The organism is Halorientalis pallida, from assembly GCF_004118325.1.
In the GTDB taxonomy this organism is placed as follows: Archaea; Halobacteriota; Halobacteria; order Halobacteriales; family Haloarculaceae; genus Halorientalis; species Halorientalis pallida.
On sequence record NZ_RDFA01000005.1, the window covers coordinates 210,086 to 229,579 of the forward strand.

Consider the following 19,494-nt stretch of genomic DNA (forward strand, 5'->3'; position numbering starts at 1 on the left):
ACAGCACAAATCCCAGAATGTCAAACCATCATAATGACCTCAACACGGAATCGAAATTTATTATATAGTGCAGTTCAAACAATTCTAATATGGAAACAACCGACTTTGTCACGACGTTGTTTCACGAACGCAATGATCCGGATAAGGTAACGGTGGCCTTCACTATGGCCCTCAAAGCAGTGAAAAAGGGGCATTCAGCCACTGTGATTCTAATGGCTGACGGGGTGCATCTTGGGAAGCCAGGCCATGCCGATGGGTTGAATATCGGAGAGCCGTTTCGTCCGGTTCCAGATCTGATGGAAGACTATCTCGAGGCCGGCGGTAGAGTCGCCGTCTGCGGAGCATGTATGGAACACAATGGCTTGAGTGAGGCTGACATTGATGAGAGATTTACTATCGTTGATGCGGATGAGACAATCGAACTAACCATGGATGCCCAGGGCGGTCTACAGATCACGTAAATAGAAGTAGTATCCATTTTGTGTATACTCAGTTCGTATCGATTCAAGAGCCGGACATCGGATGGATTTGTCTAAGATGTGCGCATCCCATCTTGCACCGGCACTCCCGTTTTATATATTTCCTGCCAGTAATCGCGTGACCGACTCAGAGGCTGAAGTCAACAGTCAGCCATCGCTGATTCCGTGCCAATCCAGATGCAGCAGCCCGTCAGTAGAACTGCGAATGCAGTACGCCGCACATCAAAGCCAGGACCGCCTGACTCGGCCAAGACAATAGATACTGGTGGAGGAATACTCTCGAAATTCCAGGAAATAAAACGTTGCGACGAAAACAGGCTTTTGAAGACGATAATATATCTTTACATTCCCACAACCCACATTGGTTAATGCAATGGTAGTAGAAACAGCAGAGCTACAATCGGAACTCGAAGCAAAGGGAGAACTGATGCTCGCAGTCTCAGAATTCGACGAACCACTGGAGATGCATCTCCATGATACGGAGATTGAAGAGGGTGTCATCACGATCGAATTGACCGATGGTGTCCTCACGTTCGATGTCGATGAAGTGGTGGCCTTCTGGCACCACACACACTCGCTCGCAGATTTCGGATTGGAGGACTGATCTCGGCGGTCGGTGAGTTACAGTCCGGCAGATTCAGTGTAAAGCCAAATAATCAGCACACTACGCATCCAGATGTGGTGTGCCGGTCTATTGACGACTGGCAAATGAGGAACCGACCTGAGCGTGCTGACTCCATCCCCTCCGTTCAGCAACTCCCGTCTGACAGATACTGCGCAACCCACGTTCTGGACTGCCTCAGCGCTTGCCCGCACTGTCAGAATCCAACAACGCCATCTCTTAACCAACACAACCACCATGACCTGCCGTGTGTTGGTTAACAGGGTGAGCCGACGGCAGACGCGCCGGCTCTTCGAGACGCTCGGTGACGCCTGGAACAACGGAGTGAACGTGTGATGAGCGACGTAGATCTCGACGTCGTCGAGACGCAGTTGGCCCAAGCGTATACGCGAGCATTGCAGCCCGCTGCCCGCGAGCATATTCACGCGGCGCTGGTGGAGCTAGATGACGAGGTCCCGACGGGGCTGGCTGAGTGTCCCAGCTGTGGGCGGGTTGGATTGCCTGAGCGGGTGCGGAAGCACGACTGGCAGCCTCGGTTAGCGATCTCGTGTGCAGAGTGGCTGCGCATGATGTACCAAGCCATTCTTACATCGGGCTTGGTCCCCCTACGAGAGATATGGTTGAATCAGGGCCAACCAGTCAAGCAGGGTTTGAAATAGCACTGAATGAACTGATCGTGCAAGCCTATCAGAACGGTCTCTCCCTCGATAATGGAGGGTTTGTTCTTCGACAAACCTCTGAAGACATACCCGATATGGAAGTCATGTTTTATCGCCTAACAGGCGACGCCTCTGAGAACTAGAAACTCTGTATTGACCAGAGCCCGTCAGACAATCCCGGGGAGATAGGAAGCCATATATTCGAGGATCCATGCCCGCCGATAATGAGCGAGCGCCCTCCCCTCAAAGAACAGGCAGCGACCCATCTCGAACAAGCTCTCAGCGCGGACGATCCCGGCACGAAGAACTTCCATATCCGGAGTGCGCTGCAGTTTGAGGAGTGCATCGAGGCGATTGAACAGGCTGACCACGCCCACGCAGACTGACGCTGCGTGACTGGGCCAGCGCTGTGAGAGGGTCGCCAGTCGGAGACACAGCTCAGCGGCCCGTGGTGCCGGCGGCCGGCTCGTATGCGCTACGCAGTGCTCCCGTCCCGAACTCGTCGATCACCCCACCAGTCCAGCCGATCCGTGGCTCAGTAGTACTCGCAGCGTGTGTACGCCTAGTTGGCCGACGTACTGTCTGTGGCCTGCTCGATAATCTGGAAAATTGGGAAGTCTTCGCGGTAATCAAAGGAGGCAAAGACAGCCTGGTGGCGCTCAGACGGGAACAGCAGCACAATAAGGTCATCGAAAAACAGCGATTGTGCGGTATATTGTGCTTGGTCCACTATCTGCCGAAACTGACTGCCTGAAATCTGATTCGCCATGATGAGTCGGTACGCTTCCTCAAGATCGGTCTCCGAGTAGTGATCGGCCACGTCATCGCGCACGTATCTGATTGTAAATTCAACCTGTCCTAAGTCAGCGACAATGCGGGGGTGACACCCTCAACATCCAGAATAGATTCGGCGACCGGTGACATACAGTAGCAAATGTGATGTGACATTAAAAACTGCATGAAACTTAATTGCTGTTTACTGAGCGGCGACTCGACAGCGCTAGGGCTTAACCAACACGCGCCCTGACCCCCGCCACTCGTTGGTTAAGCTACCCCACCCCAAGCGCGAACGCTTTACCCCGACACCAGACTCCATAACGACTAAGTCGCCGGCAGCGGCCGGCTAGCAGTGCTGCCCGCCGCCCGTGCCGCGCTGGCCCGTGAGCGAGCGCGCCCGTACTACGACGACGCCTTGCCCGCACACGATCTCTTCCATGCCAACCGCGTCCGTGCCGTGGGCCGCCAGCGAAGCCACGCGCCTGCTCGACGCCGAGGATGTCCCGGCCGAGTAAGTCAGTGCGATCGAGCACTACCTGCGCGCTCACGAGCGGGTCCTCCCGCGCCGGCCAGCGCGATCACAGGCCCATCCACACCCGCACATCCCCGCGCTTTTGCCCGTAGCGCACAGACGTACGTCCGGGAGCGGCGGAATCAGTGTCACACGCTCCGTGGCTCCCAGCCCCTGTGCCACGCAGCCCCCACAACCCAGCAGTTGCTGCGGCTGTAACTCTCACCGTACATTCAAGACAGCGCGCTGGCTACTTCGGGCTGATATGTACGATCTAACTAGGTTTCAGCGCGATCTCCTGTACACGATCGCCGGCATGGACAAGCCCCACGGCCTCGCGCTCAAGGACGAGTTGGATACCTACTACGAGTCAGCGATCCACCACGGCCGCCTCTACCCGAATCTCGATACGCTCGTCGACAAAGGCCTCGTTGAAAAAGGTTCGAAGGATCGCCGCACCAACGTCTATACGATCACCAAGCGCGGCCGCCGCGAGATCGAGGCCCGGCGCGAGTGGGAAGCAGAGTATCTCGAGAATTAACGGTACTCAAGCGGGCACCGCCACAGGCGACCAGGCGTCAGTAGAGCGGTTGGGTGATGAGTGCTCGCTGTACTGGGACGGCGATCGCCAGCGGTGTATCCTCGCGCTCGAGGAACCCTCACCGTTTGCCTGACCGACGAGGACATCATACAACGGGTCGCATCCCTCTTCTTCGTCCCTCGATCTGATCAGTACAGCTGGACACAGACCACGTGGCTATTGTGGGTGGCATATCGTGTCGCTTTTGCTTTATCCTCTGGATCATAGGATATATGCCCTCCAAAAGACAGTTGCAAAGAACCGCCGTAGCTGTTGGATTGCTTGTGCTTATCGCTTTCTCGGGCTGCGCAGGCCTAACTGATACCGGCTCATCGACACCTTCCGCAACACAAACGCCGGCTGCGCCATCAACAACGTCGCCTTCGACAGCTGAACCCTCTTCCTCGACACCTTCTGCAACACAAACGCCAACTGCGTCACCGACGACGCCAAACACAACTCTGCTCAACCAGCTCCCGCCAGGGCTTACCGATACTGGCCTCAGTAACGTGACGCAGATGATTCGCGCTCACCAAACGACTGCAATCAAAACGCCGGGTGTTGTGACTCATAGGACACATACGAATGCCAGCACTATTTCTATCGCTGCCTCGGTCCGAGTGGCAGCCGAGAGGAATCTTACTCGGGTACAGTACGTGGCACAAGGACAGCGGATAATTAGAAACGGGACCCAGAACACTACAACTGCTATTACTGCTAATGAGACCTCTGTCAGGCAGTACACCGTTACTGATGGGAATGTGACGCTTGATAACAGACGGAACCGAACTGAGCTGTTCAACCGGGGACTCCGTGGCCTCTCAACGGCAAGAGGTCCGCTTCAAGGGGCGCTCAATCGAGGGAATTTTACTGTTACCAATGTCAGTAAAGTAGATAACACCACATCGGTGGTGCTTCGCGCCGATCAATACGCGGGCGGACAGCGCTATAACGCTCAAAACATCGTGGCGTACAACGCAACCGTCCGAATCACTGCCAGCGGCCTGATTCGCTCCGCCACCGAGCGCATTGTCGCTGAGCGGGATGAAAATAAAAGGCGGTACAACTTCACCTATAAGTTCAAACCACAGCCGGTCGATCTTCCGCAAACACCACAGGTGCCTGCAACCGTTCGGCCCGAGTCGGGCAATGGTTCTAGTAGATAACACTGTGAGCGTTCACGAAAAGCTGTCACAGAGTTCGGAGTCGCTCAGTACAGAGTATTTATCTTGGACTTACGCTAACCACTGTTTGGTATAGACTGCCGACGTGTGTTGCGAACCGGAGTGAGCTTGAGACACAATCGGACAGTCGGGAAAACTGTGGCCTAGTCTGGCTCCGAATTCGCTCACTCCGTGTCAGGATGGAAGATATCCTCAATAGTACACTCGAAAAAGTCTGCAAGCGCGAACGCCAATTCTAAGCTCGGATCATACCGACCCCGCTCGATGGCGTTGATGGTCTGTCGACTCACCTCAACGGCGTCGGCGAGGTCCTCCTGCGTCACGTCCGCCTTTGCCCGCCACACTTTAATATCGTTTTCCACGATTCTCACACCGACTGTTGTCTATACCAGCCGTACAGTCCGAAGCGGGCGGCAACCATCCCTAAAATCAGGAGGACGAGTCCCTCCTTAGCCGTTACTGGGATACTACTTGTCTCAGTAGCGACCAAGAGTATCATCGCAAGAGCGAGGGAGACTCTGAACGCAAGCTCTCCCGAACGGTGTGCGACCCACTCAACCCGCTCGTCCATTCTGACTTCGTCCGCTTGATCCCACTGCCGTTGGTACCAGACATACCCTGCGCCAAAGAGGGCTAACCCTCCAGCAACCACTCCAACTTCGATCAGCAATCCGTCTACGGTTGCCAACACAATGCTCGTCATAGCGACACTGAGAACAGCAACGCCGATCGGAATGGTGCGCTTGATTTTCATCCGTACATAGACGTAAAGTCACCTTTCCATTTAGTCGTTTTGACTTTACATACTGTGGCCCGACCTACAATAGATGTGTTCACAAGTTGACTTTGACATTGGATCGGTCCGTTCACTACGCGTACCTGCTTACCAGTCGTTCCGGGCAGGGTCGTGCCTGAAAGAAGGCTGGTCAGTAACCGATACTCAATATGTATTGGGATAACGACCTCTCCTCTATAGGGTTCAAGATATCCCAGTATATCGGTATTTGATAGCAGCTATTGGGGGATTTCGTATCGGCAGAATTCACACGCTCCACAGTCGGGACATTCGGCAGTATCCGGCGATACGCTAGTTCCACAATGCCGACATTCAACCACAATCTCCGACCCACCACAGGGTAACAGTTGCGTGAGGACTGCCCGGACACCCATCGTCCCTCTGCTTCGGGTGACTGGTTCTTAGATGTGGTGAATAAGTCAGTTCACCAGAAACACGGTGTCCCTACAGGGCCCGTCTGCCGAACGCTTACATTTGCGGACGCTCCACTATCACCTGGAAGGAACCAGTCACACGCTCCTTCCACCCTGTATGAACACCGACGAATCATCACTCGGTCGCTGTCCGGACTGCGGCGAGGAGATTCCCGAGACGTGGCTCCTTGTCGAATACGAGAAGGATGACGGCAGCGAGGGCATCTGGGCCGAGTGTCCGGTGTGTGGCGATGTCGTCGCACCGGAGCAGTAACTACAGCGTCAGTCGGCTTGGGCGTGGTCAGCTTGGTCTGTCGCCTCGATGCACTCCTCGAACTGAAGCGCACTCCGGATGTGGAAGTTCTTCTTGTCAGGATCGCCCGCATCGAGGGCTTCCCTGAGCTGATCTGTTGCCTGTTCTTTGAGGGGAGGGCACTCGTTCATCGTTGGCTGATACGGTTCCTCGGATTTGTGGCTTCCCATCTCCCCAAAATCGTCTGACGGATTGCTGGGGGGTAGAGTCAGTTGCTTTCCGCCAGACAAGCGGTGTAGGTTACGATTGATGGATATTCCTGACCAACTTCGCTGTCTATTCTCTGCGTCTGTCGAGAACCGCAATGACCCGGCTGTTATCGAAATTCCAGAGCAAGAAGTTCAGAGTGGTGAGGTCCAACCCGGCAAAACATATTGTGTGGCTGTGCTGGCCGCACGGACAGTCGACGAGACCACCGATACCGACGCTACCTCCCAGTCCACGAATACCTCACAGACACCACCCGTTGAAAAAGGGGAGCAACGGACTATTGAAATCGAAGATCTCGGCAACCAGGGTGACGGCATCACTCGAGTTGAGCGTGGGTTCGTCATCATTGTCCCTGAGAGCAAACAAGACGAACGCGTTACCATCGACATCACTGATGTCCAACGGAATGTTGCCTTCGCAGAGGTTGTCGAACGTCTCGACTACTACGAATAAGATCCCAGAGCTGGTGGCATCCCCTGTTTCTCGAACAGGGCATGAATACGGTTGGTGACTGAGGACTCTGCCAACAATCCTGTTCATGAAACCTTATTCAGTCTCAGCAATTGTTCGCTCTGAGACATCGCCATTACCAGTGTCGGTGGAAATGGGGCCAGACAATTCCTCGGTAGCACAGCTCGGACAGTAGAAATTGCGATTTCCAGATATCGTCCACACTGGAATACCAGCGACAACGTATTCTTGCCGATATCGGCGGATAATCCCCTTTCTCAGACTGGATCCGCAACGGACACACGACTCATGACGATTCTCGGATGGCGAAAGGACTCTACTGTCGACAGTCTTGGCCTGGCCGAACCGGGAGAGGTTATGGCGTCGGTCAAGTCGGCGGCGAAAGCGTGGGTTGACAAAGATACCTGATGTGATGAACAGAAATCCCAATCCAAGGAGTAACAGTGGAACGATCATCTCACTTGTCCCGGCGTGTTGAATGACTCCACCGGTGCCACTCAAGAATGCCACGGCTCCAAGTCCGATCAAGAGCCATCCGGCAATTCCGTACATCAAATCAGAGACCGTATCTGCGATCTCGACGCTGGAGGGCTTGGCTGACATTTTTGCAATGCTTATTTTGTGTGTAGTCTCCTAAAGATAACGTCTGTTACTGACCAACCCGATCGCAGCGTGTCTGAACGAATCCATCTGCGTGATACGTGCGCTCTACCGTATCACCGTGCTATGCAGGGTGCGGATCAATCATTCGCAAACAATATTAGCACCAGGAATTGCAGAAATCGTTGAAACATGCTTCGAATATTAACGAAAATTCACCATTACCGACTCCCAATTCTCGGAGTGTGCGGGGCAACACTGACGATCGTGCTTTCTAGCCCAGGCAGTACTCTGAGCACCGTTGGCCCACTCAGTTTAGATATGTTCTGGGTTTCTCTGGTTGTGTCTGGAACGTTGATACTGTCTGTACTCGTTCTCGGTGAGTACAACCCAGAAGAATACGGGTTAGAGTCCAAGAAACGAAGCAAGTAGCACTTCTCTACTGACCGATTTGATTAACTGTAATCAGAGGGTGATGAGTGCAAGACACGCGCAGTCTATCAATCATGAGCGGTTCTGACAACAGTTCATGAAGATAGTCCGCCAGTACGAGACTCAAACAATGGATCCACGGGACCGACAGTAGTCAGCAGGGGCCTTCACACGCCACAAGCGTCAGCAGCCTGTTTTACGGCCCGAATCGACCCGTTTGAACATTCAGGGGTCGAAGACCTCTAATGACTGGTATAGCTTCAGCCGCTGAAGCCAGCCACGTGCCGGTTTTTTAATGCCACTCTTATACTCGCGTATGGCAACGACAACTGCCATGCCCGTCGGTCCCGACGTACCGCTCGACGACAGCCAGGCCCTCCACCAGTCAGTCGCGTTTTTCGCGCTGACGCTCGGCGTCTCCTGGGCGCTTTGGCTCCCGCTGGCGTTTCAGGACACACTCGGTCTCGTGATTCCTGATGAACTCGGCATTCTCCCGATAGTAATCGGCGGCTTCGGCCCAGCTATCGCGGCTGTCATCATGACGTGGCGCGGTGAGGGCACCGTGCGTGCCCTCCTGAAGAGCGTCTTCGACTGGCGACAGCATCCCAAGTGGTATCTCGTCTCGCTCTTTCTCACGCCCGCGATGATCCCGGTCGGGTCGGCACTGTATGCGGCCAGCGGCGGCGTGCTGGACCTTTCGGTACTCGTCCAGCGACTCCCAATGTATCCGGTCCAGTTCGTCTTCGTCCTGTTTCTCGGCGGCGGACAGGAGGAACTCGGCTGGCGTGGATTCGCTCTCCCGCGGTTGCAGGCGGCCTACGGTGGGACCGTGGCGAGCCTGGTCATCGGCGTCATCTGGGCTGTCTGGCACCTGCCGGTCTTTGCCATCCCGGCCTCTTCGCAGTACGGCCAGGGGTTTTTGCCCTACGCCGTCGGCGTTCTCGGGTTCAGCGTCCTGCTGACGTGGCTGTTCAACGGCACCGGCGGCAGTGTCCTGCTCGCGATGTTGTTCCACGCCAGCCTCAACGCCTCCAGTACATTGTACCCGATCCCCGTCGACATCCTCCGGTCGAGCGGCTTCCCCGACATCGTGATGCTTGGTATGGCCCTCGCAACGTGGGTTGTCGCGCTCGTTGTCCTCTCCCGCGACGGACGCTCGCTCGACCCCCGCCGGGATGCCGAGACCACTACAACTCCACCGTAGCGGGAGTTTCCAGACAGTTACGCCTGTTTCAGAACGGTATTGTGCAGGATTCGCGCAACCAGATTCCGACGGCGAGCGTGCCCTGACTCACTGATCGCTATCGACCGTTCACACTTCGGCAACTGGTGACGGGCCGGTCTGAACGCGCTCCCGATCAGTGTTCGTTGGCCCGACTGTGAGTGCCCCGAAGAGCAGTCGACAGTGTCAGTCCCGCCGTGGCACCCACAATCCGTAGAGGATCAGTCCGAGGCCCGCGAGCTCGAAGAACTGGTTGACGCTGTTGACGACTGGACTGGGCACGCCCAGCAACAGTAACAGGACAACCGCCACAGCGCCCGGAACGAACAGCACCAGAACGAACCCAACCGCGATGAACAGCATCGGACGACTCTGATTTTGTCTGTATGCCGTGTAGGCGATGTAGCTAATCGCCAGCCCAAAGAGAATGATGATCGCCTCGCTGGCTTGGCGAACGACTCGTAGTGTTTCGAGATCGAGCGACTGGAGCGTTATATCGAACATATCAGGTTCCCTCTACGAACTGAGTGAAGCGATCAGCCATCCGTTTACGACGCGAGACAGTGATCTCGAAGCCGTCCTCGCTGAGGTCGAGTTCGATGCCTTCGAGTTCTGTCCGATAGAGCTTGTAATTCTTCCCATCGGTGACTGGATGGATGTCTTCAGTAACGAGGTCGTACTCGCGGAGTCGTTCGAGTCGCCGGTAGACCGTCGGTTCCGAAACCCCAGCGCAGTCGCTGAGCTCTGCCGCCGAGCGGGGCTCCTTTTTTACCTCGACGAGAATCGTGCGCGCACACTCGTCACCGAGCAAGTCTGCGAGCGCTTCGGGATCTCGCACGTCGGACACGCTATCTGGTTCATCTCCTGTCGTGTCAATATGTGTTGTGCCGTCCCAGTGTCTCTGGCTGGCTTCAGCCAGTGACGGTACGAGGAACTGTCTTTTATCAAATCAGTTCAAGACCGACTCCGACAAGTGTGAGGACAGCGCCTGTAACGACGAGGCCAAACGAAACTCGTCCCACAGAAAACTCCTCGGGGTCCGCCGTAGCGAGTTCGTACACGATTGCGACGACCAATCCAACGCCACCAACCCCTGCCAGCCCCAGAGGAAGACTCATTCCGTCGGCCAGTATGCTCCAGACTGCACTCAGCCCCCATACTGCCCCCACAACCCCAAGCGAGAGGTGGTACAAATAGAACTGGTTCATACGCAGGCGGTGGTGCAGAAGTATTCACAGACCCTCTACTACCATATCTCGATTTGTAATGTCGCTCGACTGCTTTTCAGGAATCGAGGATAAATCTTCGCTGATCAACCAACCACTGATGAACTCTCCCCAACTGAAATCCGTCGAGTTCGACCTTGAAACGTATTCTGCACCACCGCGACCGTCGTTGATACAATGGGTAGTTTTGTGATCGACCGATTTGCAGACTCAGCAAATCGCCGGTCAGCCTATTACTGTCACGTGTCGACAACAAGCTATGGAACGCCCGGATTCTCAGACAACACGCCGTGCCGTGCTGGCTAGTCTCGGGACAGTGACCGCCACTGGTGGTGTCGTCTACGCTGGCGCACAACTTGATAGCGGAGCGACCGAGACGGTCCGCACCTCGCCGACGGACGGGCCACGGTTTCACAGCAGTTCCGAATCGACCGGCTTCGGAATCGATCTCGACGGGCATCCGGTCATGGGAAGCATGGACGCGCCACTCGACATGTACTACTGGAGCGACTACCAGTGTCCGTTCTGTCGTCGGTTCGAGGAGAACACGTTTCCTACACTCATCGACGATCACGTCAGGTCGGGCACTGTCCGGGTCATCTTCATCGAGTTTCCGTATCTCGGAGAGGGGTCGATAACTGCCGCGGTGATGGACCGGTGTATCTGGCGGCAGGTCCGCAGCGACGAGCCGCGCCGGTACTGGCAGTGGCACTCGACGGTGTATGGCCGACAGGGAGAGAAGGGGTCGGGCTGGGCGAGCAAATCGAATCTCCTCGAAATCACGCGGGAGGTCGATGGCGTCGATGCAGATACTGTCGACACCTGCATGCAAGAGAATCGGTCAGAAATCGAGTCGTCGATCGCCACCGACGTCGAGCGGGCGCGGCGACTCGGCCTCCGGGGTTCGCCGGCGTTTATTATCTACAACCGCAACGCGGACAAGGCGGGGAAACTTGTCGGCGCACAGCCTGCTGCCCGGTTTGACGAGGCCATTACGACCGTCGAGAACGCATGAGCGACTCCCGAGTCCAGGCACATGTGGTCCGCTTGCTTGAGGGGCTTGGCTACCCGCTCACCTCGGTCCGACGAACGCTTGTAACTGTTTACGTCGCGGCTGTGATCTACTGCCTGCTCGTTTTGAGCACGTTTCCGACCTACTCGGCGCAGTTGCTGGGAGCCGATATCGCGTACTTCGACGAGGCCATACTTGCGCTGACGGCGAACACATACCAGACTGCCGGTGCGGTCGGCCTCGGACTGGTCTGCGGCTACGCCATCATGACTGGTATCGCGGTGACTGCTGCGGTCGGGCGCGTGCGGGTGGCCGGCAGCCAGAATGCGCGTAGGCTCTCGGCTGTCCTGCCAGGTCTACTCGCCTCTGGCTGTGCGAGCTGTGGGGCGGGTCTCCTCGGGCTGGTTGGACTCGCCGGCGCGCTCGCGACACTCCCGTTCGACGGGAACTTGCTGCGGCTCGCCGGCCTGCTGCTGGCTGGCTGGCTATCTCGCCCGCCTCGGTGACCCGCGACAGTGTGCGGTCCCATCGTCGGCCGACCGCGAGTAACAGCTGTCACTCCTCACAGGGACAGTCGGTGCCGAGTCGGTACCGGACGACGACGCCGATAAGCCCGACTGTCAGTGCCGAGACGAGTACTCGAACGACGCCACCACCTGCGGCTGCTGTCGCTCCGCCGCTTGCCGTAGCGACCGCTGCGCCAGTCACAGCTGGGGCTGCGACCAGACAGCAGAGACTCACGGCACCACCGAGACCGAGCAGCGACCACCAGGCGGTCGTCGTCTCGTTGCTGTCCCCGTCCGAAGTCGTGTTCGTAGCGTTCATAGCTCCCTCTTGCATACACTTAGTCGAGAGTCGACCCCATCGCCTCGCTGTCAACGCACTGCTCGCAGGTGCGCCGAGAGCGGACGTACAGCAGGCCGCCAAAGAGGACGACACTGACAGCACCCAGGAGTGGGCGAAGGGGGTCGAAGTACGTCATCAGAGCAGAGTTGCTGAACAGCGCGAGCAAGAACGCGTTACACACCGGACAGCCGAAGGCCAAGAACCCAATGACTGCGCTCGTACCCACAGCTGTGTCATCGTCGCTCTCACCGGGCGCTCGCTGGAACGTGTAGAGGCCGAGAAAACCCGCAGTTAGCAGGAGAAACAGGTAGTCGAGTTCCGTCCGCGGAACCATCCGGACATACAGCGGGTTCGGTATCAGCCCTGTCACGACGCCGAACAGCGCGAACGACCCGACGCTGGCGCTAACAGCTTTGACGAGGCGTGTCCTAGAGTCCTGCATGTATTCCGCTCTTTGTCGCTGCGGTAGTAAACCCAACCGTCTTTTTGCACATTCAGAAAAACGCCTCGAACCGTCGCTTCTTTGATGATCACGGCGAGACGGTCTCCTATGGCCAGAGGTGGCGACGCGACTCCCGGAACGATCTTTCAGTTGCTCGCTGACGAGTACTCGCGACGGATTCTGCTGGCGGCCGACCGGGAGCCACAGACGGCAAAAGACCTCAGTCGGCTCTGTGATGCCTCGCTGGCGACGGTCTGCCGGCGTCTCTCGACGCTGCAGGAACACGACCTCGTCGACGAGCGCTCGACCGTCGACGCCGATGGCTCACACCGTCGAGAGTTCGAGACGACGCTCGAAGAACTCCACGTCGAACTATCGGACGGAGAACTCGACCTCTCGGTGGACACGTGCGACGAACTCGCTGACAACTTCACGTCACTCTGGACTGACATCCGGGACAGCTCATGATCGGGCCGCCCATCCTGCTCGCAAAACTGGTTACGCTGGTGCTTAGCCTCGTCGTCGCCTCACTGGCGTACCACGGATACCGGCGAAGTAACCGCGAGCCCATGCGGTACGTCTCTGCTGGATTCTTGTTCATCGGCGTCGGCGCAATCTGTGAAAGCCTCGTGTACCAGGTGTTCGGTACGTCGCTCCTCTCAGCGGCACTGCTACAGGCGACACTCGTCTCGGGCGGCCTCCCGCTCATCATAGCGTCGTTCACGTTCGAAACCAACTGACACGGGACGCTGTTCGTCAGTCGAGAAGCCGTATGATTCCAACACCCCACAGACCACACCGAGAGCACGGTAGGCTTCGTCCGTCTCCTTGCCGCCCGTTATGAGGACTTTGCCCGATCCGGACAGGAGCAAGACCACGTCCGGTCTGTCGAGGCGGTAGGGATGGCATCTGTACCACTGGGTGGTGAATCTCGGGGTGTCATATTACAGCTTCGCCCTGGTCAGTCAGCCGACAGGTGCCGAAGCCCTGCCTGTCGAGGAAACCGCGCTTCTGGAGTGCACCCGTCGTGTCGAGCACCGTCGACAGATCAGTGTTGAGTGAGATCGCCAGCTCCGCCGGAGAGCTGGGGTCATCAGCCAACTCCGACAGCAGCGCACGCTCGAAGGGTGTCAGGGCTGGTTCGCTCATCCTGCCACCTTCCCGTGGAGTACTTTGGTGGCCGTGAGAACCGGGTCCCAGACGGGACTGAAAGACGGGGCGTACGCCAGATCGAGATACGAGAGCTGGTGAACGGTCATCTCGGCGTGGAGCGCGGCTGCGACTGTGTCGATGCGTTTGGCGACGCCCTCGCGCCCGACCATGCTCGCACCGAGAACGCGTTCGCTCTCGCGATCAGCCACGAGCGTGATCTGGATTTCCTCACCGCCCGGGTAGTAGTGGGCTCGTGACTGTGCTGTGATGGTCACAGAGACTGGGTCGAATCCTGCCTCGGCGGCTGACTCCTCGTCGATGACGCCTGTGCGTGCGACTTCGAGGTCGAACGCCTTCACAGCGGCCGTTCCCGCGATCTCACCAATGGGAGTCGGGTCGCCCGCCAACGTTGCCCCGATGGCACGCCCGGCCCGGTTGGCCGTGAGCGCGAGCGGCACGTGGTCGGGTTCACCGGTCACGGTGTGGGTCGCCTCTGCGCAGTCGCGCGCAGTGTAGACTTGGTCGTCGTTCGTTTGCCCGTACCTATCGTTCGCAATGGCACCCGTTGTTCCGAGTTCGATGCCGGCCGCCTCGGCCAGTTCTGTGTTCGGTGCAACACCGACACCGACGAGCGCCAGGTCGACTGGCACCGTATGGTCACCGGTACCGATACGCTCGACGCTTCCTGCACCGTCGATACCCTCGACAGCGGTGTCGAGATGCAGGTCGATGCCCTGCTTGCGGAGGTGGTCTTCGACGGTGGCAGCAGCCTCGGCCCCGAACGGCTGGAGAGTATGGGGCACCATCTCGAACAGATGGACATCCAGCCCGTGTTCGGCGAAGGCTTCGGCCGTCTCGATGCCGACGTAACCGCCGCCGATGATCCCGACCGACTCCGCTGAGTGCGTCGTGGCGTACCCGCTCGCAACCTCCCCGTAGCCCATCGCCGGCAGGTCCGCCACAGGCGCGTCCGCGCCGAGATACTCCCAGATTGCGGCCCCTGCATCCATACTGTGGAGTATGAATACACCGTCGAGACTCATCCCGTCGAGCGGTGGTTCGACAGCGCGCGCCCGTCGAGACCAGCAACTCCTCGTATGCCTGTTCGAACTCACCGTCCGGACCGCTGATAGTCACGGTCTGGCTGTCCCTGTCGATACTCGTCACCTCGTGGTTCGTCCGGAGGTCGATCCCGCGCTCCTCGATGAACGCCTCGGCCGTCACCGAAACCAGGTTCTCCAGAGTTTCGACCTCGTCTTTGATGTAGTGGTAGACTTTTGCCTCGATACTGCTGTCACACCGATCACTCACTCCCCGATAGAGAGTCGTGATTCGTCGGATCAGACGGGAATGTGATCGTCGCCGTCGTGCCGTCCGAAAGCACGAATTCGAGCAGTGCGTCCGAGTACTCGATCACCCGATCGACGATCCAGAGACCCGCCCCGCTACCGTGTTTCAGTGCGGATTCGTCGTGTTTGTCGATGACCTCGAGTTCGTGTGTGTCGATCCCGGGACCGTTGTCCGTGACTTCGACCGTCGGGCCGGGCGGTCGCTGTTCAACGCTGATCTCGACGCGGGGGTTCTCGCTGTGATTGTGCTCGAACCCGTTTCGGAGGAGATGACGGATCGCGGCCGCGAGTTCGGGGTGTGCTGTCACCTCCGGTGTGTCCTCGACGCGTACGACCAGCGTTCCTTCCGGAAACTCATCCTCAACAGCGGACGCGGCTGTCCGGACTTCGGAGCCGAGCGAGAGACGCCTCGTCCGGCTTCTGTTACGGACGACCTGTCGCATTTCGCGGGCGTGTTCAGCCGTCTTTTCGAGATCCTCGCAGCTCTCGATGATGCGCCTCGCGTATGTTTCGGCCTGTCCGTCAGCCTCTCTGGAGATCGTGTCCGCATATCCCCTGATGGGTGTGAGTTGGTTCCGGACGTTGTGCCGGAGAATTCTCGCGATGACCTGATCAAGGAGTCTGACGTCCTGCCGATTGTCGATCACTCTGGCGAGCACTTCGAGGTTCGCCGCGAGCACTTCGAGGATCTCCGCATCGAGCTTAGTGAAGACGTCTTCGCGTGTCGATGCCGCTGTCAGAACTCCGAACTCGCCGAGCGGGACCGTGATCTCTCCCTCGATCGGCGTCTCGGCGTTGTACCGGTCCGCGTGCTGAGAAGCGTCCGAGATGATCCTCGTCGACTGCGTCTCGAAAGCTTGCCACGCGATGCTTTCACCATCTTGGAACGTCGGCTGATCACTGAACAGATCATCGGCCTCGTCGGTCTGATCGAGGGGTTCCAGGGCCTGCTGCGCTGGATTGTGTCTCCAGAGTCCCGCGAGCGGAAGATCGAGTTCGTTCGGGATCTTTTCGAGGACAGTTGAGGCCATCTCCTCGTGTGTGTCGGCGTTAAGTGCCTCTTTGACGGTCTCCTGGACAGCTCGCAACCCGTTGTCGTTCACTGTCTGGGTTAGCGCAATCTCGACCAACTGGCTCAGCAGTCGCAGAAAGTACACGTCCTCGTCCTCGACAGCTTTGTGCCCGGATGCCGACGTGTAGAGGACACCGTGGGTTCCGATGGGTAGGACCACAGCACCGCCTGCAGGCGCTCCCCCGCCTGGGAGCGTCCCGTTGAACGCTCCCGGATCCTCGATCCGGACCGTCCGACCGTCCCTGTAGGCTTCCCAGACGCGCGTGTCTCTCTCTGTGAACGGGGATGGCCCCCCGTTGCGTCCGTCGCACGCATGGTCGCCTGTCGCAACCGGGTCGAGGGTTTCGGTGTCGCGGTTGTACAGATAGACACCGACACGCGGGTAGTCGAGGATCGACCCGACCGCCTCGACAGTCCGCTGACAGACGCTCCGGCGCGACTCCTCGGAAAGAAGCTCCTGTGCTGCGACGTACAGTTCTTCGAGGGTCTGTTCGCGGGCTTTCTGATCTGTAATGTCGATGTACACACCGAAGTACTCGATCACGCCCGTGTCGACCACCGGGACGCCGTTGAAGAGGAAGTGTTCCGTTCCCGAATCGCTCTCGTGTTCGAGTTCACATGTATACACCTCTCCTCTGTCGAGCGTCTCCACTACTTGATCCTCGTCTGCCGACCCCACACCGGGCACGACGAGTGACTCGCGACGCTGTTCCTGGATGGTCTGGTCACCGTTTCCGAACGTCTCGTCGAACGCCTCGTTGGTGTCGATGAGACGCACGGCGTCACCAACAGTGGCGTGGACGATGGGTTCGGGGATCGCTTCGAACACCGCTTCGAAGCGATCGCGCTGCTCTCTGAGCCTGATCTCGGTGAGGTTCGACCGGCAGGCCTGTGCAAGCTTCTCGTTCAGCGGAGTGAGAGCCGACACTGTCTCGGTGTCCAAAGAGCCGTCGCGATTCCCGAGCAAGAGCACACCGAACCCGGGCAACCCCATGAGGTAGTAGTGGCTCGTGCGGTCGACAGTTCCGGAGACGGGAAGTGAGTCCACGAGTGCGCCTGACTCGCCGCTTCCGCGGGGACTGTTCGGTGCGCGCGGAAACCGCGTCTCTGCGGTCCGACCGAGGGAGACGGATACCGACGACGCCGTCCCGGTCCGCAGGGTGCTTGTGAGCCGGTCACGGGCGGCCCGGAAGAGTTCGGTTCGCTCTGGACTGGCTGGGATAGCACTCGTCACCGACAGCTCCACCCGGTCGTCGGCGGTGACAGCCCTGTATATCGCGCCGACCGAACAGTTCAGCTTCCGCATGTACGCCGCCAGCGCTCTGTCGGTCGTCTGCTCGAGCGTCGACCTCGACTCGATCGCGAGTGAGATCTCGTACAGCGTCTGGACGCGCTGCTGTCTCGATGTCATATATCCGCGATTGCACCGATGACAGCGGTCTTGTTGTAATAATCCAGATGGCCGTTGCCGTCGTTCGCAATCTCACCGATCGTCAGCGCTCCAGCCATCTGTGTCCCGTCGGTTTTGACACTCGTCAGCTCTTGCTGGTATTCCTCCTGGAGATAGAGCTCCCGGGAGATACAGTCGAAAAAGAACAGCACCTCGGTATTCCGTTGTGTGCTCTGTGCCTCGTCCGCGGCACTCTGTGCGGCTTGGATCAGTGTCGGTGCGTCCCCTTCGAGGATGTGGACGAACTCCCCTTCGGGAACATCTCCGAAACACCTGAGCCCGTTTTCTTCGACGATCTCGAACGGATCCCGAACAACCGGCTCACCGTTCATCCGGGAGACACCGAACGGGTACGCTTTCGCGGTTTCGAAAAATTCCTCCCGGATCAGGTCTCCTGATGTCTGCTGTTCGACGACGTCTCTGTACACCGAGAACGCGGGCTTGCCGTCCAGCCCATACACTACCGGGCCGTCCGTGTCGGTCACTCTGAATGGTCCGGCGATCTCCTCCCACCCGTGTCTCACACCCAGATTCAGTGGCGAACTGATAGCAGCCACGACAGCGCTGTCCTGCACGATTCCTTCGTCAGTAAACAGACAGGGTTGCTGGTCCGCAGCGAGTGACCCGGCTCCGCCTCCGAGGTAATTGAGTTCGACGCCGTAGGTCCGAAATAGCGACTGGATGAACCGTTCGATCTCAGTGGCGTACGCATCGACGAACACGAAGACAGTCTCGTAGCCGTCGACGGGGAGGTCCGGATCAAGTTGGCTCGAGTAGTCCGCTTTCGCGTCACTCAGTCCGGGAACGGTCTTCACTTGCGGCTCTACGGTCAGTCCACAGACGACAGCCCCCTGTTCTTTTTTGTTCTGGTGGATCAGTTCCGGGAACACACCGCCGATCACGGGGATGTCGAGACGCTCTAGGAACGACTCGAGCTGTCCGTCGTACCCGTCATCCGCCGGGGTAGCGAAAATAAGCAATCCCTCTACGTGGTCCGCCGACGCAACCTCTTCGGCCGCGGATTCAATCCGGTCAGTCGTCTCGACGTAGCACAGTTCCATCGGTCGAAACATTAGTTACCGTGATATCATAACTTTATCGAACGAGGAGTCGATGGACTACGGTGAGTACATGAACCGCCGTCTTCACGGCTGGAGATTCGCCAAACTCCATACGCAGATACGGTACAACGCCGTCGAGAAAGGGATTCCCGTCGCAACGGTGAATCCGCGCAACACCTCGAAAGAGTACCATGTGTGCGGTGAAATCGGGTATCGCCCGAAACAGGCGACGTTTAAATACACGGAGATGACTGTTGGATGGGCGGGTACCAAGCGGACGTAGACGGAGCGGTGAACATTGCGGACCGCTATCTCAGCGGAGAGAATCGTTCCAGAGAACACGAGAACGACGATGACTCGGCTGAAGGATGGGGCGCGTTTGGCCGGGCCACAAGACAGCCACGCCGTTAACGAATCGCGCAGCGATTCGTTCGCACACCAGAAATTTTCGATTTCTGGGGACGATGCTGAAACCCAGCAAGAGACGTGTGGAACGTATGCGTCTTGAAACCAACAGGCCGCTACACTCGGCCTGAAATCCCGTGGCGGAATTCCTCGGCGTTCACGCGGAGGAGGAGATCAAAGCTGTCGACACGCTTTACCGACGATTGAGCC

General features: G+C 57.9%; 23 protein-coding genes and 4 pseudogenes. 13 read left to right on the top strand and 14 right to left on the bottom strand.

Annotated elements, in window-relative coordinates:
• The first annotated feature begins 89 nt into the window (after positions 1 to 89).
• From EAF64_RS14545 to EAF64_RS21060, 3 genes are all read left to right on the top strand, one after another.
• Positions 90 to 461 carry a DsrE family protein gene (locus EAF64_RS14545; RefSeq protein WP_129069715.1) on the top strand — a complete coding sequence of 124 codons (372 nt, stop codon included), beginning with the start codon at positions 90 to 92 and terminating at the stop codon, positions 459 to 461.
• A gap of 391 nt (positions 462 to 852) precedes the next feature.
• Entirely contained in the window at positions 853 to 1,083 is a 231-nt protein-coding gene (locus EAF64_RS14550; RefSeq protein ID WP_129069716.1) for a hypothetical protein, read from the top strand.
• 901 nt (positions 1,084 to 1,984) lie between these two features.
• Positions 1,985 to 2,146: a hypothetical protein gene (locus tag EAF64_RS21060; protein ID WP_193767698.1), complete on the top strand. Its 162-nt coding sequence runs from the start codon at positions 1,985 to 1,987 to the stop codon at positions 2,144 to 2,146.
• Between the two features lie 176 nt (positions 2,147 to 2,322).
• Here the strand turns inward: EAF64_RS21060 and EAF64_RS14560 are convergent, their stop codons facing one another.
• On the bottom strand, positions 2,323 to 2,580 hold the full coding sequence (locus EAF64_RS14560; protein ID WP_227738985.1) for a hypothetical protein: 258 nt from the start codon (positions 2,578 to 2,580) through the stop codon (positions 2,323 to 2,325).
• Between the two features lie 312 nt (positions 2,581 to 2,892).
• Here EAF64_RS14560 and EAF64_RS21760 point away from each other — a divergent pair.
• Positions 2,893 to 2,997: pseudogene (locus EAF64_RS21760) on the top strand (HD domain-containing protein); the annotation flags it as partial.
• Positions 2,998 to 3,313: 316 nt separating this feature from the next.
• Positions 3,314 to 3,589: a helix-turn-helix transcriptional regulator gene (locus EAF64_RS14570; protein WP_129069717.1), complete on the top strand. Its 276-nt coding sequence runs from the start codon at positions 3,314 to 3,316 to the stop codon at positions 3,587 to 3,589.
• Between the two features lie 1,387 nt (positions 3,590 to 4,976).
• Here EAF64_RS14570 and EAF64_RS14575 read toward each other — a convergent pair.
• Positions 4,977 to 5,174, bottom strand: a complete 198-nt coding sequence (locus tag EAF64_RS14575) for a helix-turn-helix transcriptional regulator (RefSeq protein WP_129069718.1) — start codon at positions 5,172 to 5,174, stop codon at positions 4,977 to 4,979.
• 5 nt (positions 5,175 to 5,179) lie between these two features.
• A complete protein-coding gene (locus tag EAF64_RS14580; protein WP_129069719.1) occupies positions 5,180 to 5,566 on the bottom strand; it encodes a hypothetical protein in 387 nt (128 codons plus the stop codon).
• Positions 5,567 to 6,139: 573 nt separating this feature from the next.
• On the opposite strand from EAF64_RS14580, the gene EAF64_RS21065 reads away from it, so the two are divergent.
• Complete coding sequence (locus tag EAF64_RS21065; protein WP_193767699.1) at positions 6,140 to 6,295, top strand: DUF7837 family putative zinc-binding protein; 156 nt, start codon at positions 6,140 to 6,142, stop codon at positions 6,293 to 6,295.
• An 8-nt stretch (positions 6,296 to 6,303) separates the two neighbouring features.
• On the opposite strand, the gene EAF64_RS21070 is transcribed toward EAF64_RS21065, so the two are convergent.
• The gene (locus EAF64_RS21070) at positions 6,304 to 6,465 is read right to left on the bottom strand and encodes a hypothetical protein (RefSeq protein WP_193767700.1); all 162 of its coding nucleotides are present in this window, start codon (positions 6,463 to 6,465) and stop codon (positions 6,304 to 6,306) included.
• 118 nt (positions 6,466 to 6,583) lie between these two features.
• Here EAF64_RS21070 and EAF64_RS14585 point away from each other — a divergent pair, with 118 nt between their 5' ends.
• Positions 6,584 to 6,997 (top strand): TRAM domain-containing protein, encoded by a 414-nt coding sequence (locus EAF64_RS14585; protein WP_129069720.1) that lies wholly within the window; start codon positions 6,584 to 6,586, stop codon positions 6,995 to 6,997.
• A 1,366-nt stretch (positions 6,998 to 8,363) separates the two neighbouring features.
• Complete coding sequence (locus tag EAF64_RS14590; protein WP_193767701.1) at positions 8,364 to 9,251, top strand: CPBP family intramembrane glutamic endopeptidase; 888 nt, start codon at positions 8,364 to 8,366, stop codon at positions 9,249 to 9,251.
• A gap of 204 nt (positions 9,252 to 9,455) precedes the next feature.
• Here the strand turns inward: EAF64_RS14590 and EAF64_RS14595 are convergent, their stop codons facing one another.
• From EAF64_RS14595 to EAF64_RS14605, 3 genes are all read right to left on the bottom strand, one after another.
• Positions 9,456 to 9,773: a DUF7521 family protein gene (locus tag EAF64_RS14595; RefSeq protein WP_129069722.1), complete on the bottom strand. Its 318-nt coding sequence runs from the start codon at positions 9,771 to 9,773 to the stop codon at positions 9,456 to 9,458.
• A 1-nt stretch (position 9,774) separates the two neighbouring features.
• Positions 9,775 to 10,116, bottom strand: coding sequence for an ArsR/SmtB family transcription factor (locus EAF64_RS14600; RefSeq protein ID WP_227738986.1), 342 nt, complete (start codon positions 10,114 to 10,116; stop codon positions 9,775 to 9,777).
• A gap of 97 nt (positions 10,117 to 10,213) precedes the next feature.
• The gene (locus EAF64_RS14605; protein ID WP_129069724.1) at positions 10,214 to 10,477 is read right to left on the bottom strand and encodes a hypothetical protein; all 264 of its coding nucleotides are present in this window, start codon (positions 10,475 to 10,477) and stop codon (positions 10,214 to 10,216) included.
• A gap of 277 nt (positions 10,478 to 10,754) precedes the next feature.
• Here EAF64_RS14605 and EAF64_RS14610 point away from each other — a divergent pair, with 277 nt between their 5' ends.
• Positions 10,755 to 11,510, top strand: coding sequence for a DsbA family protein (locus EAF64_RS14610; RefSeq protein WP_193767702.1), 756 nt, complete (start codon positions 10,755 to 10,757; stop codon positions 11,508 to 11,510).
• Positions 11,507 to 12,013, top strand: coding sequence for a hypothetical protein (locus EAF64_RS14615; RefSeq protein WP_227738987.1), 507 nt, complete (start codon positions 11,507 to 11,509; stop codon positions 12,011 to 12,013). Before EAF64_RS14610 ends, EAF64_RS14615 begins: the two co-directional genes overlap by 4 nt.
• Positions 12,014 to 12,062: 49 nt before the next feature.
• On the opposite strand, the gene EAF64_RS14620 is transcribed toward EAF64_RS14615, so the two are convergent.
• Both EAF64_RS14620 and EAF64_RS14625 read right to left on the bottom strand, forming a co-directional pair.
• A complete protein-coding gene (locus EAF64_RS14620) occupies positions 12,063 to 12,347 on the bottom strand; it encodes a hypothetical protein (RefSeq protein WP_227738988.1) in 285 nt (94 codons plus the stop codon).
• A gap of 4 nt (positions 12,348 to 12,351) precedes the next feature.
• Positions 12,352 to 12,795, bottom strand: coding sequence for a hypothetical protein (locus EAF64_RS14625; RefSeq protein ID WP_129069725.1), 444 nt, complete (start codon positions 12,793 to 12,795; stop codon positions 12,352 to 12,354).
• Positions 12,796 to 12,903: 108 nt separating this feature from the next.
• Between EAF64_RS14625 and EAF64_RS14630 the strand changes: the two genes are divergently transcribed.
• Together EAF64_RS14630 and EAF64_RS14635 are read left to right on the top strand one after the other, a co-directional pair.
• Positions 12,904 to 13,263 (top strand): ArsR/SmtB family transcription factor, encoded by a 360-nt coding sequence (locus EAF64_RS14630; protein ID WP_129069726.1) that lies wholly within the window; start codon positions 12,904 to 12,906, stop codon positions 13,261 to 13,263.
• Positions 13,260 to 13,535 carry a DUF7521 family protein gene (locus tag EAF64_RS14635; RefSeq protein WP_129069727.1) on the top strand — a complete coding sequence of 92 codons (276 nt, stop codon included), beginning with the start codon at positions 13,260 to 13,262 and terminating at the stop codon, positions 13,533 to 13,535. The genes EAF64_RS14630 and EAF64_RS14635 overlap by 4 nt, the downstream gene beginning before the upstream one ends.
• Here the strand turns inward: EAF64_RS14635 and EAF64_RS21640 are convergent.
• From EAF64_RS21640 to EAF64_RS14660, 5 genes and pseudogenes are all read right to left on the bottom strand, one after another.
• Positions 13,467 to 13,682, bottom strand: a pseudogene (locus EAF64_RS21640) (hypothetical protein); the annotation flags it as partial. The gene EAF64_RS14635 and the pseudogene EAF64_RS21640 sit on opposite strands and share 69 nt — an antisense overlap.
• 52 nt (positions 13,683 to 13,734) lie before the next feature.
• Positions 13,735 to 13,944 carry a hypothetical protein gene (locus EAF64_RS14645; RefSeq protein ID WP_129069729.1) on the bottom strand — a complete coding sequence of 70 codons (210 nt, stop codon included), beginning with the start codon at positions 13,942 to 13,944 and terminating at the stop codon, positions 13,735 to 13,737.
• Positions 13,941 to 15,216: pseudogene (locus tag EAF64_RS14650) on the bottom strand (FAD-dependent oxidoreductase); the annotation flags it as partial. The gene EAF64_RS14645 and the pseudogene EAF64_RS14650, both read right to left, overlap by 4 nt.
• A 34-nt stretch (positions 15,217 to 15,250) precedes the next feature.
• Positions 15,251 to 17,311 carry a GAF domain-containing protein gene (locus tag EAF64_RS14655; protein ID WP_193767703.1) on the bottom strand — a complete coding sequence of 687 codons (2,061 nt, stop codon included), beginning with the start codon at positions 17,309 to 17,311 and terminating at the stop codon, positions 15,251 to 15,253.
• Positions 17,312 to 17,775: 464 nt separating this feature from the next.
• On the bottom strand, positions 17,776 to 18,879 hold the full coding sequence (locus tag EAF64_RS14660; protein ID WP_193767704.1) for an FIST signal transduction protein: 1,104 nt from the start codon (positions 18,877 to 18,879) through the stop codon (positions 17,776 to 17,778).
• 46 nt (positions 18,880 to 18,925) lie between these two features.
• On the opposite strand from EAF64_RS14660, the pseudogene EAF64_RS14665 reads away from it, so the two are divergent.
• Positions 18,926 to 19,387: pseudogene (locus tag EAF64_RS14665) on the top strand (zinc ribbon domain-containing protein); the annotation flags it as partial.
• Positions 19,388 to 19,494 lie beyond the last annotated feature (107 nt).

Bases quoted from the DNA above. Each gene is read 5' to 3' on its own strand.
- EAF64_RS14545 (WP_129069715.1), top strand. From the start codon at position 90: ATGGAAACAACCGACTTTGTCACGACGTTGTTTCACGAACGCAATGAT.
- EAF64_RS14550 (WP_129069716.1), top strand. From the start codon at position 853: ATGGTAGTAGAAACAGCAGAGCTACAATCGGAACTCGAAGCAAAGGGA.
- EAF64_RS21060 (WP_193767698.1), top strand. From the start codon at position 1,985: ATGAGCGAGCGCCCTCCCCTCAAAGAACAGGCAGCGACCCATCTCGAA.
- EAF64_RS14570 (WP_129069717.1), top strand. From the start codon at position 3,314: ATGTACGATCTAACTAGGTTTCAGCGCGATCTCCTGTACACGATCGCC.
- EAF64_RS14580 (WP_129069719.1), bottom strand. From the start codon at position 5,566: ATGAAAATCAAGCGCACCATTCCGATCGGCGTTGCTGTTCTCAGTGTC.
- EAF64_RS21065 (WP_193767699.1), top strand. From the start codon at position 6,140: ATGAACACCGACGAATCATCACTCGGTCGCTGTCCGGACTGCGGCGAG.
- EAF64_RS21070 (WP_193767700.1), bottom strand. From the start codon at position 6,465: ATGAACGAGTGCCCTCCCCTCAAAGAACAGGCAACAGATCAGCTCAGG.
- EAF64_RS14585 (WP_129069720.1), top strand. From the start codon at position 6,584: ATGGATATTCCTGACCAACTTCGCTGTCTATTCTCTGCGTCTGTCGAG.
- EAF64_RS14590 (WP_193767701.1), top strand. From the start codon at position 8,364: ATGGCAACGACAACTGCCATGCCCGTCGGTCCCGACGTACCGCTCGAC.
- EAF64_RS14595 (WP_129069722.1), bottom strand. From the start codon at position 9,773: ATGTTCGATATAACGCTCCAGTCGCTCGATCTCGAAACACTACGAGTC.
- EAF64_RS14605 (WP_129069724.1), bottom strand. From the start codon at position 10,477: ATGAACCAGTTCTATTTGTACCACCTCTCGCTTGGGGTTGTGGGGGCA.
- EAF64_RS14610 (WP_193767702.1), top strand. From the start codon at position 10,755: ATGGAACGCCCGGATTCTCAGACAACACGCCGTGCCGTGCTGGCTAGT.
- EAF64_RS14615 (WP_227738987.1), top strand. From the start codon at position 11,507: ATGAGCGACTCCCGAGTCCAGGCACATGTGGTCCGCTTGCTTGAGGGG.
- EAF64_RS14620 (WP_227738988.1), bottom strand. From the start codon at position 12,347: ATGCAAGAGGGAGCTATGAACGCTACGAACACGACTTCGGACGGGGAC.
- EAF64_RS14625 (WP_129069725.1), bottom strand. From the start codon at position 12,795: ATGCAGGACTCTAGGACACGCCTCGTCAAAGCTGTTAGCGCCAGCGTC.
- EAF64_RS14630 (WP_129069726.1), top strand. From the start codon at position 12,904: ATGGCCAGAGGTGGCGACGCGACTCCCGGAACGATCTTTCAGTTGCTC.
- EAF64_RS14635 (WP_129069727.1), top strand. From the start codon at position 13,260: ATGATCGGGCCGCCCATCCTGCTCGCAAAACTGGTTACGCTGGTGCTT.
- EAF64_RS14645 (WP_129069729.1), bottom strand. From the start codon at position 13,944: ATGAGCGAACCAGCCCTGACACCCTTCGAGCGTGCGCTGCTGTCGGAG.
- EAF64_RS14660 (WP_193767704.1), bottom strand. From the start codon at position 18,879: ATGGAACTGTGCTACGTCGAGACGACTGACCGGATTGAATCCGCGGCC.